The sequence below is a fragment of the Mycolicibacterium sp. MU0053 genome (assembly GCF_963378095.1).
Classification (GTDB): Bacteria; Actinomycetota; Actinomycetes; order Mycobacteriales; family Mycobacteriaceae; genus Mycobacterium; species Mycobacterium burgundiense.
The window spans coordinates 1,842,537-1,858,950 of the sequence record NZ_OY726397.1; the positions used below are offsets into that span (position 1 = coordinate 1,842,537).

Here is a 16,414-nt window from a genome sequence, read left to right on the forward strand (position 1 = left end):
CCACTGCTCGTAGGGTGGAGGCGATGGACGGACTGCTGAGTTGGTGGGACGGCGTGGAGCTGTGGCTGTCGGGCCTCGACTTCGTGTTGCAGACCATCGTGGTGATGCCGGTGGTGCTCGCGTTGGCCTACGGTGCCGCCCTGCTGCTCGACGCCGTCCTGGGAAACACGATCCGGGTGTCCAGCCGCATCATGGCCGCGGTTCGCCGCGGCGCAGCGGACAACGGGAATAGGGAGTGACACGATGCCACGTTCACGAGTGACATTGGCCTTGGTATTGCTGGGAGTGCTCGTCATCGTGATGTGGCTGTTGACCCGCTGACCGGGGCCGCCTCGCATGGCGGTGCGGCGTGATTCTGTTACGCTTCCCGCCATGCGCACAGCAGTCGGCAACAAGCAGGGCCACATCCTGGCCCTCATTGCCGTGGGTTTTTCTGCTGTTGCCGATGTCTGCTGTTGTCGCTGACCACCAGCCCGTTCACGGTCTGGCGTCAGTGCGGGCCACGTCGTGGCTCCGGTTACTGATCCATCGCCTTTCCGTGCTGGACGGGGTCTGATTCCCTAAAGTCCGTTCTGAGGAAAGGCCATCAATGCGTAATGTCATCAAGTCCACCAAGCGCTGGAGCGCGTTCACCGCGCTCGCGCTGACCACCACGGTGGTCGCGGCCTGCGGCGGCGGTGCCAGCGACGTCGCGGGGGAGGGTCCCACCCCGGACGCCGACACCACGCTCACGCTGGTGGCGTTCGCGGTGCCCGAACCGGGCTGGTCCAAGGTGGGTCCGGCGTTCGCCGCGACCCCGGAGGGCGAAGGCGTCGCCGTCACCGCCTCCTACGGCGCCTCCGGCGACCAGTCCCGCGGTGTCGAATCGGGCAAGCCCGCTGACATCGTGAACTTCTCGGTGGAACCCGACATCACCCGGCTCGTGAAAGCCGGTCTGGTCGACGAGAATTGGGACAGCAGTGCCCATCAAGGTCTGCCGTTCGGGTCGGTGGTGACGTTCGCGGTGCGCGAGGGCAACCCGAAGAACATCCGCGACTGGGACGATCTGCTGCGCCCCGACGTCGAGGTCATCACACCCAGCCCGCTGAGTTCGGGCGCCGCCAAGTGGAACCTGTTGGCGCCGTACGCGGCCAAGAGCAACGGCGGTCAGGATCACGAGGCCGGCATCGCCTTCGTCGAGGAACTGGTCACCGAGCACGTCAAGCTGCGTCCGGGCTCGGGCCGCGAAGCCACCGACGTGTTCCGCCAGGGCACCGGCGATGTGCTGCTGGCCTACGAGAACGAGGCGCTGAACTTCGACCTCGAACACGTCAACCCGCCGCAGACCTTCAAGATCGAGAACCCCGTCGCCGTGGTGAACACCAGCAAGCACCCGGAGAAGGCGACCCAGTTCGTGAACTTCCAGTTCACCCCGCAGGCCCAGCGACTGTGGGCCGAGGCCGGGTTCCGCCCGGTCGATCCGGCCGTCACCGAGGAGTTCGCGGCCAAGTTCCCGGCCCCGGAGAAGCTCTGGACCATTCGGGATCTGGGCGGCTGGGCGGAGGTTGACGCCAAGCTGTTCGACAAGGACAACGGCACCATCACGCAGATTTACAAGAAGGCCACTGGGTGACGACCGTCGTCGACCCCGACCCGGCAGCGGGCCGTCCGGAACCCACCCCGGACGGCTCGGCGCGCCGGCGTCGAGGCCTGCGATTCCCGTCGCGCCAAGACAGCACCAACGTGCAACTCGGCGTCGCGGTGCTGTGGCTGTCCCTGATCGTGTTGCTGCCGCTGGCCGCCATCCTGTGGACGTCGGCGCAGGGCGGCTGGGAGGCGTTCTGGTCCGCCGTGACGACGCCCTCGGCGTTGGCGTCGTTCCGGGTGACGCTCACCATCTCGGTGGTCGTGACGCTGGTCAACGCGGTGTTCGGGCTGCTGATCGCTTGGGTCCTGGTCCGCGATGAATTCCCGTTCAAGCGAGCCGTCGACGCGATCATCGATCTGCCGTTCGCGTTGCCGACGATCGTGGCGAGCCTGGTGCTGCTGTCGCTCTACGGCCCCGGCAGCCCCGCCGGCATCCACATCCAGCACACCGGCTGGGGCGTGGGGCTGGCCCTGGCGTTCGTCACACTGCCGTTTGTGGTGCGCGCGGTGCAACCGGTGCTGCTCGAAGTGGACCGGGAGGTCGAAGAGGCGGCCGCCTCGCTGGGCGCCAACAATCTGACGATCTTCATCCGGGTCATCCTGCCGGCGCTCGCCCCGGCCCTGCTTTCCGGCGCGGGGCTGGCGTTTTCCCGGGCCATCGGCGAGTTCGGTTCGATCGTGTTGATCGGCGGGGCGATTCCCGGCAAGACCGAGGTGTCCTCGCAGTGGATTCGCACGCTCATCGAGAACGACGATCCCGTGGGCGCCGCCGCGATATCGATAGTGCTGCTGGTGATCTCGTTCGGGGTGCTGTTCGCGCTGCGCTATCTCGGTGCGCGGGCCGCGCGCCGCGAGGAGGCGCGATGATCCTGTCCGGTAGCACGCGGCTCACGCTGCGGCTCATCGCGTCGTTCTACATCTTCGCGCTACTGGTGGTTCCGCTGGGCGCCATCCTGTGGCGTGCGTTCGCACCGGGCATCGGGGAGTTCTGGGCCTCGATCACCACCCCGGCCGCGCAGTCGGCGTTGCAGCTGTCGCTGCTGGTGGTGGCCATCGTGGTGCCGCTGAACGTGATCTTCGGCGTACCCACCGCCATCGTGTTGGCCCGCAAGCGCTTCCGGGGCAAGAGTGCCCTGCAGGCCGTGATCGATCTGCCGTTCGCGGTGTCGCCGGTGGTCATCGGTGTCGCGCTGATCGTGTTGTGGGGCAGTGCGGGGCTGTTCGGATTCGTGGAGAACGGCTGGGGACTGAAGATCATCTTCGGCTTCCCCGGCATCGTATTGGCGAGTCTGTTCGTCACCATCCCGTTCGTGATCCGCGAGGTGGAACCGGTGCTGCACGAGGTGGGCACCGATCAGGAGGAAGCCTCGGCGATGCTCGGCGCCGGCTGGTGGCAGACCTTCTGGAGGATCACGCTGCCGTCGATCCGGTGGGGTCTGACCTACGGCGTGGTGCTGACGGTCGCACGCACGCTCGGTGAGTTCGGGGCAGTGCTGATGGTGTCGTCGAACCTGCCCGGCCAGTCGCAGACCCTCACGCTGCTGGTGCACGACCGCTACGTGCTCGGTAATCCCTATGGCGCCTACACGATCTCGATCGTGCTGATGGCGGTGGCGCTGTCGGTGCTGGTCGCACAGATCCTTTTCGATGCCCAGCGCACCCGCGCCAAGACCGAAGAATGAGCAAGGAGAACCTCAGCCAATGACCGAGAACGCGATTTCGGTAACGGGCGCCAACAAGCGCTACGGGGACTTCATTGCGCTCGACAACGTCGACTTCGTGGTGCCGGACGGGTCGCTGACCGCGCTGCTGGGCCCCAGCGGTTCGGGGAAGTCGACGCTGCTGCGCGCGATCGCCGGCCTCGACCAACCCGACACCGGCTCCATCGTCATCAACGGCCGCGACGTCACCGGGATCCCGCCGCAGAAGCGCGGGATCGGGTTCGTGTTCCAGCATTACGCGGCGTTCAAGCATCTGTCGGTGCGCGACAACGTCGCCTTCGGTTTGAAGATCCGAAAGAAGCCGAAGGCCGAGATCAAGGAGCGGGTCGACAACCTGCTCGAGGTCGTCGGGTTGGCCGGATTCCAGAACCGCTACCCGAATCAGCTTTCCGGCGGGCAACGGCAGCGGATGGCGCTGGCGCGCGCGCTGGCGGTCGACCCGGAGGTGCTGCTGCTCGACGAACCGTTCGGGGCGTTGGACGCCAAGGTGCGCGACGATCTGCGGACCTGGTTGCGGCGCCTGCACGACGAGGTGCACGTCACCACCGTCCTGGTCACCCACGATCAGGCCGAGGCGCTCGACGTCGCCGACCGGATCGCGGTGCTCAACAAGGGCCGGATCGAGCAGGTTGGTTCGCCGACCGAGGTCTATGACCAACCCGCCAACGCCTTCGTGATGTCCTTCCTGGGTACCGTCTCGGCGCTGAACGGAATCCTGGTGCGCCCGCACGACATTCGGGTGGGACGCAATCCGGACATGGCCGTCGCGGTCACCGATGAGGCCGCCGAGGCGGCCGGGGTCACCCGGGCCACCATCGACCGGGTCGTGGTGCTGGGCTTCGAGGTGCGCGTGGAGTTGACCAGTGCCGTCAACGGCGCGCCGTTCACCGCGCAGATCACCCGCGGCGACGCCGAGGCGTTGAGCCTCAAGGCCGGTGACACGGTCTACGTCCGCGCGACACGGGTGCCCCCGATCGCGGACGCCTCCCAGATAGCGCCCGTCAACGCCAGCGCGCTCCGTTAGGCTCCGACCCCCTTAGCGACCTCCCCTTTAGCGCGAGCGTGCGAGTCCCCGGCCGACACGCCGGCGTTTTCCCGTAGTTTGTGCACGCTCGCGAGGTGTTGGGGTGTCGAGTGCCTGGCGTCGAGGGCCGCGCGCAGGCCGCTATCCGCGGAGTCCGATCGCGTCATCGGCGCCGACGGCAGGCCGCGGAGTGCCTGGTCGAGACCACTGAGATTGCACTGACGGCGCCGACATTGCACTAGTGGCCCTGAGCTTGTCCTGGCGGCGGACATTCGGCCGAAATACCGCCGTGGATTCAATGTCAACGCCAAGAATGCAATCTCGAACGAGGAGCCCTCGGGCTGGTGCCGCCATCGCGAGCGGTTGCGGACACCCGCGAGAAGCGGGCGCCTACGCGCTGATGACGACGCGCTGATCCAGCGCGGCGTCATAACGATCCAGCACGGTCGCGGCCACCAGGTTGTGCGAGCCCAGCGGTTCGGAGACGGTGATCCCCTGCGCGCCGGCAAAATCCAAGATCCGATCGGTGATCCGGCCGTGCGCCAGGAACCACGGCGCGATCACGATGCGACGGGCCCCGGCGGTCCGCAGCCGCAGGGCGGTCTCGGCCAGGTCGGGCTGCGGACCGGTCGCGAACGCAATTCGTGCTCCGGCCCAACGGGTTCCGACGCGCAGCAGTTTCGCCACCGTGGCCGACCGCGCGTTGGACAGCTCGTTGGACGACCCCACCGCCACCACCATGACGCCGATGTCGGTGTCGTCACCGGAGACGCCGGCCTCGCTGAGGCGTTGCCGCAGCACGGTCAACAGCGCCGAATCCTCACCGAGCACCGGGGCTTGGCGAACCTGGGCGCCGGAGGCCGCGATCATCTCGGGAATGTCCACCCGGGCGTGGTAGGCGTCGGCCAGCAGCAGTGGCGACACCACCGCCGGGGTCTGCAGCTCGACGAGCACATCCTGCAGATTCGGCGCGTTCTGCTCGCAAAACGCCACTCGCACATCGAGTTCGGGGCGCAGCCGACGGATCCGGCCGGCCACCGCGTGCGTCACCGCCGGCGAGCGCGGATCGGCGCTGCCGTGGGCGGTGAGAACCAGGGTGGGAGCCGCCCCGGCGTGGGACGGCGCCACCGCAAGCGGTGCGTAGTTCACGAAGAGTGCAGCCCGCATTCGATCTTGGCCTGCCCGGCCCAGCGGCCGCTGCGGGGATCGGAGCCGGGCGCCGGCTTGGCGGTGCACGGTGCGCACCCGATGGACGGGTAACCCTCGTCGACCAGGGTGTTCACCAGAATGCCGTTGGCGGTGATGTAGTCCTGCATCTGCTCGTCGGTCCAGGTGGCGATCGGATTGATCTTCACCAGCCCGAAGGCCTCGTCGAACGAGATCAGCGGGGCATTGGCACGCGTCGGGGCCTCCACCCGGCGGATGCCGGTCACCCACGCCGAATAGCCGCTGAGCGCCTTGGACAGCGGCTCCACCTTGCGCATCCGGCAGCACGCCGCGGCGTCGCGCGCGAACAGGTCCTTGCCGTGCAGTTCGTCCTGCTCGGCAACGGTCTTCTCGGGCGTGACGTTGACGATGTTGACTTCATAGACCATCTCCACCGCGTCGCGGGTGCCGATGGTCTCGGCGAAGTGATAGCCGGTGTCGAGGAACAGGATGTCGACGCCGGGCCGCAGCTTCGCGGCCATCTGCACCAGCACGGCATCCTGCATGTTCGAGGCGACCACGTACCGGCCCCCGAAATGCTCGTCGGTCCAGCGCAGCAACTCCTCGGCGCTGGCATCGGCGAGTTCGGTGGCCCCCCGCTTCGCGAGTTCGCGCAGGTCGGCCTCGGTCATCAAGGTGTTTTTCATTGCAAATCGCTCTCCTCGGCTCGCACGGCCCACTGAGCGAAACGCTCACCGTGCTCGCGTTGTTTCACGAAGTTGCGGGCCAACCGTTCGATGTAGTCGCCGAGCTCACTGGCCAGCACCTTGTGTCCCCGCAACTTGCGGCCGAAACCGCTGTCGAGGCCCAGGGCGCCGCCCAGGTGCACCTGGAATCCCTCTTCGGGTCCGTTGCCCTCGTCGACCATCTGGCCCTTGAAGCCGATGTCGGCGACCTGGATGCGCGCGCACGAGTTCGGGCAACCGTTGATGTTGATCGTGATCGGCACGTCGAGCTGGGCGTTGATGTCGGCGAGCCGTTCCTCCAGCTCCGGCACCAGCGACTGAGCTCGGACCCGGGTCTCGGTGAAGGACAGCTTGCAGAACTCGATGCCGGTGCAGGCCATCAGGTTCTTGCGCCAGTGCGTCGGCCGCGACGGCAGTCCCAGCTTGTCCAAGCCCGCGGTCAGCTCGTCGACCTTGTCATCGGGCACGTCGAGGATGATCAGCTTCTGGTACGGCGTGAACCGCGCGCTGCCGGAGCCGGTGCGCTCGATCAGGTCGGCCACCGCGGTCAGGATGGTGCCCGACACCCGGCCGGCGATCGGCGCGACGCCCACCGCGTTGAGACCGTTCTTGAGTTTCTGGACTCCGACATGGTCGATCGGATGCTTGACCGGCTCGGGTGCCGGTCCGTCGAGCAGGGGACGCTTCAGGTATTCGGTCTCGAGGACCTCGCGGAACTTCGCCACGCCCCAGTCCTTGATCAGGAACTTCAGCCGGGCCTTGGACCGCAGCCGACGGTAGCCGTAATCCCGGAACACCGCGGTGACGGCCTCCCAGACGTCGGGGACCTCGTCCAGCGGCACCCAGGCGCCCAGCCGCTGGGCCAGCATCGGGTTGGTGGACAGTCCGCCGCCCACCCACAGGTCCAGGCCGGGGCCGTGCTCGGGGTGGTGCACGCCGATGAACGAGACGTCGTTGACCTCATGCGCGACGTCCTGCATGCCCGAGATCGCGGTCTTGTATTTGCGGGGCAGGTTGGAGAACTCCGGGTTGCCGATGTAGCGCCGCACGATCTCGTCGAGCGCGGGCGTCGGATCCAGCACCTCGTCGAGCGACCGGCCGGCCAAGGGCGAGCCCAGCATCCCGCGGGGGCAGTCACCGCAGGCCTCGGTGGTCTGCAGGCCGACCTCGTCGAGCCGGCGCCACACCTCCGGGATGTCCTCGATTCGCAACCAGTGGTACTGCAGGTTCATCCGGTCGGAGATGTCGGCGGTGTCGCGAGCGAACTCGGTGGAGATCTGCCCCAGCGTGCGCAGTGCGGCCGGCGAGAGCGGCTTGCCGTCGCAACGCACCCGCATCATGAAGTACGGGGCTTCGAGCAGATCCGCGTTCTCGTCCCCGGTCCAGGAGCCGTCGTAGCCCTCGGTGCGCTGCGTGTAGAGGCCCATCCAGCGGAAGCGGCCGCGCAGGTCGTCCATGTCGATGCTGTCGAAGCCCTGCTTCGAGTAGGTGTCGAGGATGCGGTCGCGCACGTTCAGCGCGTCGTCTTCCTGCTTGTACTGCTCATTGTGGTTGAGCGGTTCGCGCTCGCCGAGGGCCCACTGGCCTTCGGAACGGGGCTTCTTGGCCGGCCGGGCGGCCGCAGGTTTGGTGGTCGCGGCAGCGGTATCTGTCATTGATGCTCCTTACGTCAAGGAGCCGGCGGTCGGAACGCGCGAACCCACCGGTGGCTGTTCCGGCGGCGCAGATCCGGGTGCCAGCTGGTCTTGCAGGGTGGGCAGGGCTCCGAAATCAACGCGTCAAGGCAGACAGCAACAGGTGCATACGCGCTTGAAATCGACATGCCGACGCGCCACCAGGGACACTCGGTGGGTCAAGCTGCGTACGGCGGTCACGGGGGCCATTCTGCCATGAACAGGCGTGACCTCCCAATCCGGCCAAATTTGTGCTCGCCCTGAGCAAAATTCAGGGTCTGGAACACTGGTCCTCATGACGGTCCGGGCGCCCCAGGTCGCGTCGCTCGAGTTGGTCCCGACTCGCGGCGGCCCGTTCGGCATCTACGTGCACGTGCCGTTCTGCGCGACCCGCTGCGGATACTGCGACTTCAACACCTACACCCCCGGGGAACTGGGCGGGGCGACGCCCGCGGGCTGGCTCGAGGCAATGCGGATCGAACTGGCGCTGGCCGCGCGCCAGCTGCCGGCGCTGAGCGTCGACACGGTGTTCGTGGGGGGCGGCACGCCGTCGCTGCTCGGCGGCGACGGCTTGGCCGCGGTGCTCGACGCGGTCCGCGCCGAGTTCGCCCTCGCCCGCGATGCGGAGGTCACCACCGAGGCCAACCCGGAGTCGACGTCCCCCGAGTTCTTTGCGACCATCCGCGCCGCCGGCTTCAGTCGGGTCTCGCTCGGCATGCAGTCGGTGGCGCCGACGGTGCTGCGGGTGCTCGACCGGGTGCATTCGCCGGGCCGGGCGCTCGACGCGGCCCGAGAGGCGTTGGCGGCGGGCTTCGAGCACGTCAACATCGACCTCATCTACGGCACACCGGGGGAGACCGACGACGACCTATGCCGGTCGGTGACCGCGGCGCTGGACGCCGGTATCGATCATCTGTCGGCCTATTCGCTGGTGGTCGAGGACGGCACCGCGCTGGCGCGGCGGGTCCGCCGCGGTGAGTTACCGGCGCCCGACGACGACGTGCTGGCCCGTCGCTACGAATTGCTCGATCGATGGCTGGTGGCAGCGGGCCTGGACTGGTACGAGGTGTCCAACTGGAGCCGACCCGGTGCCGAATGCCGGCACAACCTTGGCTACTGGAACGGCGGCCAATGGTGGGGTGCCGGGCCGGGCGCGCACGGCTTCATCGGCTCGGTGCGGTGGTGGAATGTCAAGCATCCCAACGCCTATGCGCAGGCGCTGACCGAGTCCACGCTGCCGATCGCGGACTTCGAGACGCTCGACTCCCGCGACCGCCACGTCGAGGACGTGCTGCTGCAACTGCGGCTGCGCTCCGGCCTGCCGACGGCGCTGCTCGACGCGGCCGAGCGGCACCGCGCCGAGTCCGCGGTCGCCGAGGGGCTGCTGAGCAGAGCAGGTGAGCGACTGGTGCTCACCGACCGCGGCCGACTGCTGGCCGACGGCATAGTGCGCGACCTACTGTCGGACTGAGCGTCAGCTCACGCGACCGTGACGCCCTCTTCCTCGGTGGCCGAAGAGATTTCGGCGTCGAGCAGTTCGACGATGCGGGCGGTCACCGCGGCCGCGGTCGGATGCTCCCACAGCAGCGTCGGTGGCAGCGCCAGGCCGGTCTGCCGCTCCAGCTGACGACGCAACGACACCGTCATGATCGAGTCCACCCCGATCTCGACCAGCGGTAGCCGGGTGTCGACGCTGTCCTCGGACAGCCCGAGTTCGCCTGCCACCGCGGTGAGTACCTGCTGGGCCACCCACTCGGGGGTGTCCATCTCACCGGGGCCGACCGGGCGCGCGGTGTCGCCGCCGGCATCGGAGTCTGCCGCTGCCGCTGCCGACACGTCGGACAGCATCGGCACCGACACCGCATCGGGCAGCACCGGCAATACCACCGGGTTCGGCTGTCCGGAGCGCATCGCCACCTCCAGTGCGCGCATCGCGTCGTCGGCGCCGATGGTGTCCATGCCCAACGCATCGAGTTGAGCGGCAACGAATCCGGAGTCCGATCCCATCCCGAGCCCGCGCCAGGCGGTCCATGCCACGGCGGTGGTGGCGTCGCCGAGGCCGCGACGATGCCGGGCCAACGCATCCAGGAACGCGTTGCCGCAGGCGTAGGCACCCTGGCCGGGGAAACCGGCCAGATAGCCGCACGAGGAGTACAGCAGCATCCAGTCCAGTTGCCCCGGCGGGAACATCTCATGCAGCACCAGCGCGCCGTCGACCTTGGGGCGCATGGTCGTGGCGATCTCCTCGATGGTGGTGTTGGCCAGGAAGACACCGGCCTCCACGCCCGCGGCGTGCACGACACCGCGCACCGGCGGCAGGTCCCGCAGCAGCGCCCGCAGGTCGTCGGCCGCGCCGTCGGCGGCCACGTCGAGCGCGGCCACCTGCACGGACACCCCGCGCTCCTCGAGTGCCGAGACCGCGCGGATCTGTTCCTGGTTCGCCGCGGTCGCCCACGAGGCCCGCGGCGGAAGACCGGAACGGGACAGCAGTACCAGTCGGCGGGCGCCGAGGTCTGCGAGCCGCTCGGCGATCCGCAGACCCAGCGCGCCGGTGCCGCCGGTGATCAGATAACTACCGGCCGGCGAGCATTCCATCGGCGTATCGGCCGCGACCGTCAGGTTGCCCAGCCGCGCGGTCAGCGCGACGCCGTCGCGGACCACCACCACCGCGTGCCCGGGCAGCGAGGCCAGCACCCCGAGCGGCAACCGCTCCTCGGCCACGTCGAGCACCCCACCCCACAGGTGGGGGTGTTCGGTGGCGGCGACCCGGGACAGGCCCCACAGCGGGGACCGGGTGAAACCGGAGCCCTCGTGCACACCGTGGGTCAGCGTCCACAACCGCGCCATCACACCGGAATTCAGCAGGTGTTTCAGCGTCCTCAGGACGGTGTCGACGGCCGCCAGCGGGCTCTCGCCGGCCTCCGGCAGGACCAGCACCACGGCGTCGGAACCCAGATCGGCGGGAATCCCGGCCGGGTCGGCGTACACGCTGGCACCCACTCGAGCGGCCGCGAGGTCGCGCCGGCACCAGGCGACGGTTGCGGCGTCGCCGCCGACGAGCGCCACGTGCGCGGGCCGGGCGTGCTCGGAGAACACCGTCGGATGCCAATCGAGTTGGTGCAGCACGCGGTTGACGTCGCCGCCGGCGCTGTGCTCGAGTTCCTCGAAGGCCATCCCGGTGATGGCCACCATTGGGGTGCCGGTCAGATCCGCGATGACGACGTCGGTGCAGGTGCTCTCACCGCGGCGGAGCACATGCAGTAGCACCGAATCCGACGGTGGCGCAAGGATGCTCAGTCGCTCGATGCGGGCGGGCATGCGCAGCCGAGGGGCGCCGTCGAATACCGTGGAGGCCGCCGAGGTGGCCGCGTCGAGCAGGCCGGCCCAGGTCCGCGGCTGCGATCCGTCGGGTTCGGCGCGCACCTGAGCGAGGAACTCCCCGTCGCCCTGACGGAGGTCCACGATCTGCCAGCCGAAGCCCATCTCGGCCACGCCGAGGGCGGCGAGCCGGTCCACCACGTAGCTCGCGGGCAGCTCCGTACCGCAGCGTGCCCGCACGGCGTGTTCGTCGAGGACGGGCACCCCCGGGCGAGCATCCGCGGCAGCGATCGCGGTGCAATGGGTCAGCCAACCGCCGGCGCTGGGCCCGTCCGCGTCGACCAGCCGGCTCGCGATCGCCAGCGCCCGATCGTGGCGCACCACCTGCACATCCCGGGTGCGGCCGGGTGCCACCGGGGTGCGCAGGTGCACATCGGTCACGTCACCGCCGGCCGCGGCGTGGAACGTGTTGAGCAATACCGCCGCCGGCACGATCTCGGTGCCCTGCACCGGGTGGCTGGCGGGGTAGGGCCGGGTGTCCAGGTCCAGCCGGGTCTCCCACACCCGGGCCGGCACCGCGCCGGCGATCTCCAGCGCGCCGCCGAGCAGCGTGTGGTCGGTGGCGTCGTGCAGGCCCCGCCCGCCCGGGGGAGCGCTCGGCGTCCGCCAGAATTCGCGGTGCTGCCACTGCGTGCCGGGCAGGTTGTCGGCCCACGGCATGGTCGCGCGCAGGCCGTGCTCGACGGGGGCGCCGTGGCAGTGCAGGGCGCCGACCGCGGCGGCGACACAGCGGCGCGGGGGTTGCTCGCGGCGCAGCACCCCGACCGCGGCGTGGTCGTCAATTCCCAAGTGCAGCAACGTCTCCACCACGGAGTGTGACACCACCGGATGCGCCGAGACCTCCAGGAACAGCCGATGGCCGTCCTCGGCGGCCGCGGTGACCGCCTCGGCGAAGCGCACCCGGTCCCGCAGGTTGGCCACCCAGTAGTCGGGTCCGCGCGCCGCGGTGGAGCGCGGGTCGGCCAGCGCCGTGGTGTACAGCGGCACCCGTGCCGGCCGCGAGGGTGGCAGCGCGCCGATCAGCCGGGCCAGCTCCGCGGTCAGCGCGTCCATCGCCGGGCTGTGGAAGGCGACATCGGTCTTGACCCGTCGGACCATGACGCCCTCATCGGTCAGTCGGCGGGTCAGCTCCTCGACGGCCGCCTCGGCGCCCGAGAGCACCGTGGCGGCCGGTGACGCACTGATCGCGGCGATCACGTCGGTGCGCGCGCCGAGGCGGCGCTGCGCCTCGTCGAACGGCAGCTGCACCAGCGCCATCGCGCCGTGGCCCATGACCTTCCGGAAGCCACGGGCCCGGTAGCACGCCACCGCGGCGCCCTGGGCCAGCTCGAACACCCCGGCGGTCACACACGCGGCGACCTCGCCGACCGAGTGCCCGATCACCGCGGCCGGTCGCACACCGCGCTCCCGCAGCACCGCCGCCAGCCCCACCTGCATGGCGAAGGTCAGCGCCTGCACCTGATCGGTGCCGCCGAGTTCGCCTGTGCGCAGGGCAGTGCGGGCCGAAAACCCCAGTTCGGCGGCGAAGATGGGGTCGATCTCGTCGATCACCGCGGCGAAGGCCGGCTCGGCGCCCAGCAGGTCGCGGCCCATCTCCGGCCAGTGCGAGCCGTGTCCGGAAAACACCCACACCGCGCCCTCGTCGGCCCGCGGCAGCGGGCTGCCGACGACCACGGCCGGGTCGCGGACGTCGTCGGCCAATGAGGTCAGCGCGCGGACGAGGTCGTCGCGGCTCTCGGCGACGACGGCGGCCCGCACCGGTTCGGGGGACCGGCGGGTCCACAGCGCGGTCGCCACCTCGGGCAACGGCGCAGGGTCCGCATCGAGGTGCTGGGCCAACGCGCGGGCCTGCGCGCCGAGCCGGGACCGAGAGCGGGCCGATACCGGAAACACGCTGGGCGCCAGGGGTTCTGGGTCGGCCGCGGCGCTGGGCGTCGGGGCCTCTTCGAGCAACACATGCGCGATCGTGCCGCCGTAGCCGTAGCTGCACACCGCCGCGCGGCGCCGGCGATCCGGCGCTCGGGTCCACGGTTCGGCAGCGGTGGGCACCCGCAGGCCGGAGTGCTCCCAGTCGACCGCGGTGGTCAGGTTGCGGATCCCCGCGGTGGGCGGGATGACCCCGTGGTGCAACGCCAGTGCCGCCTTGATCAGGCCGACGGCTCCGGCGCCGCCCTCGAGGTGGCCGGTGTTCGGTTTGACCGAGCCGATGCGCGCCGGGTCGCCGGCCGGGCGGGCGGCGCCGTACACGGCGGCCAGGGCCTCGACCTCGACGGGATCGCCCGTGGGGGTTCCGGTTCCGTGCGCCTCGATGAAATCCACACTTGCGGGGTCGATGTTCGCCGACTGGCAGCTGAGCCGGAACAGGTCCGCCTGCGCGGCGCCGTTGGGAGACATGATGCCGACGGTGCGGCCGTCTTGGGCCACGGCACCGCCGCGCACCACGGCCAGCACCCGGTCGCCGTCGCGGACCGCATCCGCCAGTCGCTTGAGGACCACCACGGCCGCGCCCTCGCCGCGGCCGTAGCCGTCGGCCGCGGCGTCGAAGGTCTTGCAGCGGCCGTCGGATGCGGTGGCGCCCGCCCGGTCGAGCACGCGGGTCAGGCCCGGGCCGATCAGCGCGCTGACGCCGCCGGCCAACGCCAGCGCGGTCTCACCCGAGCGCAGCAGTTGGCAGGCCTGGTGCACGGCCACCAGCGAGGCCGCGCAGGCCGCATCCAGCGCGACGCTGGGTCCGCGCAGATCCAGCAGATGCGAGACCCGGTTGGCCACCCCGCACAGCGAGGTGCCGATCCCGGTCCAGGCCTCGATGCCCTGGAGGTCCTCCATCAGCAACTTGCCGTAGTCGTCGGAGTTGACGCCCATCAGCACCGCGGTGTCGGTGCCGGCCAGCGAGCGTGGCGGCACCCCGGCGTGTTCGAGGGCCTCCCAGCTGACCTCGAGCGCCAGGCGTTGCTGGGGGTCCATCAGTTCGGCCTCGCGCGGCGAGACCCCGAAGAACTCCGCGTCGAACCCGGCCAGGTCGTCGATGAACGTGCCCAGCGTGGTGGTCTCGCGCAGCACCGCGGCATTGCGCGGGTCGCGGTGCAGGTAGGGCTCCCAGCGTTCGGCCGGCACCTCGCGCACCGCGCTGCGGCCGGCGAGCAGGAAGTCCCAGAACTGTTCGGCGGTGCCAATGTCGCCGGCGAGCCGACAACCGACGCCGACGATGGCGATCGGCTCCGGGGATGTGGCGGCGCTCACAGCGTGCGGTGAAAGCGCGTCGTGGGTATGCCCGTTCGAGTTCATGTCAGTGAGAGTCCAAGTGCGCCAAGGGGTTTCTGAGCAGGCCAATCGGACCTCGCCCGAGGTCGATCTTGGCATGCGGGCCCGCAAAAGTGGGGGCTACATATATCGGTGCCGCGGTCATGTCGGCACCAGCACGGAGACGATCTGTTTCTTGTCCACCTTGCCGACGGCGGTCTTGGGTAGCGAGGGCAGCGGGGCCAGCACGTCCGGTTTGGTGTGGGCCGAGACGCCCCGTTGGTCCAGGAATCCGTTCAACTCGGCCAGGGTGATCGGCGACCCCTTGAAAACCACCGCTGCGCAGATCTTCTCGCCCAGGTACTCATCCGGCAGCGCAACGGCCGCGGCATCGGCAATCGCCGGATGGGCGTGCAGATGCTCCTCGAGGTCCGAGGCGGACACGGTCTCGCCACCGCGGTGGATGACGTCCTTGATCCGCCCGGTGACCTCGACATAACCCGCCCAGGGGCCGTCGGTGAAGATCCGGACCCGGTCCCCGCTGCGGTAGAACCCGTCGGGGCTGAACGAACGGGCGTTCGCCTCGTCGGCCCGGTAATAGCCGTTGAGGGTGTACGGCCCGCGGACCAGCAGTTCGCCCTCCTCGCCCGGTGCCACCTCGTTGCCGTCCTCGTCGACGACCTTCATCTCGTCGTGCGGCGACATGGGACGGCCCTGCACGTTGTCCACCACATCGACCGGATCGCCCGGTCGGGTGAAGTTCAGCATGCCCTCGGCCATGCCGAAGATCTGCTGCATGCCGGCCGAGAGATTCTCGCGGATGAATCGGGCCTCATCGGGCATCATCCGCGATCCGCCGACCTGCACGACCCGCAGCGACGTCGGCAGCACCGGTTCCCAGTCGCAGGCCTGCGCCCACAGTTTGGCCAGCGCGTTGACCAGACCGGTGATGGTGACCTGGTACTTGTCGATCAGCGCGAATGCCACCTCGGGGCTGGGATCGCTCGTGAAAACCGTTGTCGCGCCGACGGTCATCGACCCCAGTAACCCGGGGCAGGCCAGCGGGAAGTTGTGCCCGGCCGGCAGCGCCACCAGACAGACGTCGTCGCCGGTCATCCCGTAGGCCTGCGCGCAGGCCACCGCGTTGTAGCGGTAGTCGTCGTGGGTGCGGGGGATGAGCTTCGGCAATCCGGTGGTGCCACCGGAGACCAGGAGCAGCGCCGGGGTGCCGGGGTCGACGGGAGCGCGGGTGGGGATCGGGCCCGCGTAGTCGGTGACGGTGGACCAGGACCGGAAGGGCCCGGGGTCGCCGTCGACGAGGATGTGGCGCAGGCGCGGATGTTCGGCGGCCAACTGCGCCGCCATCGCACGGAAGTCGAACCCGCCGGCGCGGTCGGTGATCACCATCCCGACGGCGCCGCTGACCTGCGCAAAGTGCCCCAGCTCGGCGCTGCGGTGCCCCGACAGGCACATCACCGGGACCGCGCCCGCGCGCAACAAACCGAACAGCGCGACGGCGAACGCGCACGAGTTGGGCAGTTGCAGCAGGATCCGGTCGCCGGCGGCGATGCCCTGGTCGGTCAGGCCGGCCCCGACCCGGTCGGCGAGCGCGTCGAGTTCGGCAAAGGTGTAGCTGACGTCGGCGTCGGCGACGGCCGGGTGGTGCGGCCGGCGTGCGGCGGCCGCACGCAGCAGCGAATCCAGGGGTTGTCCCGTCCAATAGCCGGCCTGCCGGTAGGTTTCCCCCCGGTCGGCCGGAAAGGGCACGAATCCCGTTCGGACGTCGTCGATTCCGCTGTCGAGCGCGTGCTGTGTCTCCGGCAATTCGGTACTCATCCCGTCCCAAAACCGCCCTTCCGG

13 protein-coding genes are annotated in these 16,414 nt (G+C 69.6%); 7 read left to right on the top strand and 6 right to left on the bottom strand.

Translation table 11 applies throughout. The features are described from left to right. Positions 1-14: 14 nt before the first annotated feature. The 6 genes from RCP80_RS08725 to RCP80_RS08745 all read left to right on the top strand — a co-directional run bounded on the left by RCP80_RS08725 (position 15) and on the right by RCP80_RS08745 (position 4,371). Complete coding sequence (locus RCP80_RS08725) at positions 15-239, top strand: hypothetical protein (protein ID WP_308481950.1); 225 nt, start codon at positions 15-17, stop codon at positions 237-239. A gap of 133 nt (positions 240-372) precedes the next feature. Continuing rightward, the gene (locus RCP80_RS25980; protein WP_373693473.1) at positions 373-465 is read left to right on the top strand and encodes an Ms4533A family Cys-rich leader peptide; all 93 of its coding nucleotides are present in this window, start codon (positions 373-375) and stop codon (positions 463-465) included. A 124-nt stretch (positions 466-589) separates the two neighbouring features. Further along, positions 590-1,612 (top strand): sulfate ABC transporter substrate-binding protein, encoded by a 1,023-nt coding sequence (locus RCP80_RS08730; RefSeq protein ID WP_308481951.1) that lies wholly within the window; start codon positions 590-592, stop codon positions 1,610-1,612. After that, positions 1,609-2,493, top strand: a complete 885-nt coding sequence (gene cysT, locus RCP80_RS08735) for a sulfate ABC transporter permease subunit CysT (RefSeq protein WP_308481952.1) — start codon at positions 1,609-1,611, stop codon at positions 2,491-2,493. The genes RCP80_RS08730 and cysT overlap by 4 nt, the downstream gene beginning before the upstream one ends. Then, positions 2,490-3,308, top strand: a complete 819-nt coding sequence (gene cysW, locus RCP80_RS08740; protein ID WP_308481953.1) for a sulfate ABC transporter permease subunit CysW — start codon at positions 2,490-2,492, stop codon at positions 3,306-3,308. Before cysT ends, cysW begins: the two co-directional genes overlap by 4 nt. A gap of 19 nt (positions 3,309-3,327) precedes the next feature. Beyond that, positions 3,328-4,371: a sulfate/molybdate ABC transporter ATP-binding protein gene (locus RCP80_RS08745; RefSeq protein WP_308481954.1), complete on the top strand. Its 1,044-nt coding sequence runs from the start codon at positions 3,328-3,330 to the stop codon at positions 4,369-4,371. 390 nt (positions 4,372-4,761) lie between these two features. Here RCP80_RS08745 and RCP80_RS08750 read toward each other — a convergent pair whose 3' ends face one another. The 4 genes from RCP80_RS08750 to RCP80_RS25985 form a co-directional block, all read right to left on the bottom strand. Then, complete coding sequence (locus RCP80_RS08750) at positions 4,762-5,520, bottom strand: sirohydrochlorin chelatase (protein ID WP_308481955.1); 759 nt, start codon at positions 5,518-5,520, stop codon at positions 4,762-4,764. Next, on the bottom strand, positions 5,517-6,224 hold the full coding sequence (locus tag RCP80_RS08755; RefSeq protein ID WP_308481956.1) for a phosphoadenylyl-sulfate reductase: 708 nt from the start codon (positions 6,222-6,224) through the stop codon (positions 5,517-5,519). Before RCP80_RS08755 ends, RCP80_RS08750 begins: the two co-directional genes overlap by 4 nt. Continuing rightward, positions 6,221-7,918, bottom strand: coding sequence for a nitrite/sulfite reductase (locus tag RCP80_RS08760; protein ID WP_308481957.1), 1,698 nt, complete (start codon positions 7,916-7,918; stop codon positions 6,221-6,223). The genes RCP80_RS08755 and RCP80_RS08760 overlap by 4 nt, the downstream gene beginning before the upstream one ends. A gap of 123 nt (positions 7,919-8,041) precedes the next feature. Then, a complete protein-coding gene (locus tag RCP80_RS25985) occupies positions 8,042-8,299 on the bottom strand; it encodes an Ms4527A family Cys-rich leader peptide (protein WP_373693474.1) in 258 nt (85 codons plus the stop codon). Here RCP80_RS25985 and hemW point away from each other — a divergent pair. After that, positions 8,232-9,407 (top strand): radical SAM family heme chaperone HemW, encoded by a 1,176-nt coding sequence (gene hemW, locus RCP80_RS08765; protein ID WP_308481958.1) that lies wholly within the window; start codon positions 8,232-8,234, stop codon positions 9,405-9,407. The two genes, RCP80_RS25985 and hemW, sit on opposite strands and share 68 nt — an antisense overlap. 8 nt (positions 9,408-9,415) lie before the next feature. Here the strand turns inward: hemW and RCP80_RS08770 are convergent, their stop codons facing one another. Beyond that, positions 9,416-14,599: a type I polyketide synthase gene (locus RCP80_RS08770; RefSeq protein WP_373693475.1), complete on the bottom strand. Its 5,184-nt coding sequence runs from the start codon at positions 14,597-14,599 to the stop codon at positions 9,416-9,418. Positions 14,600-14,716: 117 nt separating this feature from the next. After that, entirely contained in the window at positions 14,717-16,390 is a 1,674-nt protein-coding gene (locus RCP80_RS08775) for a (2,3-dihydroxybenzoyl)adenylate synthase (RefSeq protein WP_308481960.1), read from the bottom strand. Positions 16,391-16,414: the final 24 nt, after the last annotated feature.

Excerpts from the sequence above, each read along its gene's own strand:
- RCP80_RS25980 (WP_373693473.1), top strand. The coding sequence starts at position 373 with ATGCGCACAGCAGTCGGCAACAAGCAGGGCCACATCCTGGCCCTCATT.
- RCP80_RS08730 (WP_308481951.1), top strand. The coding sequence starts at position 590 with ATGCGTAATGTCATCAAGTCCACCAAGCGCTGGAGCGCGTTCACCGCG.
- cysW (WP_308481953.1), top strand. The coding sequence starts at position 2,490 with ATGATCCTGTCCGGTAGCACGCGGCTCACGCTGCGGCTCATCGCGTCG.
- RCP80_RS08745 (WP_308481954.1), top strand. The coding sequence starts at position 3,328 with ATGACCGAGAACGCGATTTCGGTAACGGGCGCCAACAAGCGCTACGGG.
- RCP80_RS08755 (WP_308481956.1), bottom strand. The coding sequence starts at position 6,224 with ATGAAAAACACCTTGATGACCGAGGCCGACCTGCGCGAACTCGCGAAG.
- RCP80_RS08760 (WP_308481957.1), bottom strand. The coding sequence starts at position 7,918 with ATGACAGATACCGCTGCCGCGACCACCAAACCTGCGGCCGCCCGGCCG.
- hemW (WP_308481958.1), top strand. The coding sequence starts at position 8,232 with ATGACGGTCCGGGCGCCCCAGGTCGCGTCGCTCGAGTTGGTCCCGACT.
- RCP80_RS25985 (WP_373693474.1), bottom strand. The coding sequence starts at position 8,299 with ATGCCGAACGGGCCGCCGCGAGTCGGGACCAACTCGAGCGACGCGACC.
- RCP80_RS08770 (WP_373693475.1), bottom strand. The coding sequence starts at position 14,599 with ATGAACTCGAACGGGCATACCCACGACGCGCTTTCACCGCACGCTGTG.
- RCP80_RS08775 (WP_308481960.1), bottom strand. The coding sequence starts at position 16,390 with ATGAGTACCGAATTGCCGGAGACACAGCACGCGCTCGACAGCGGAATC.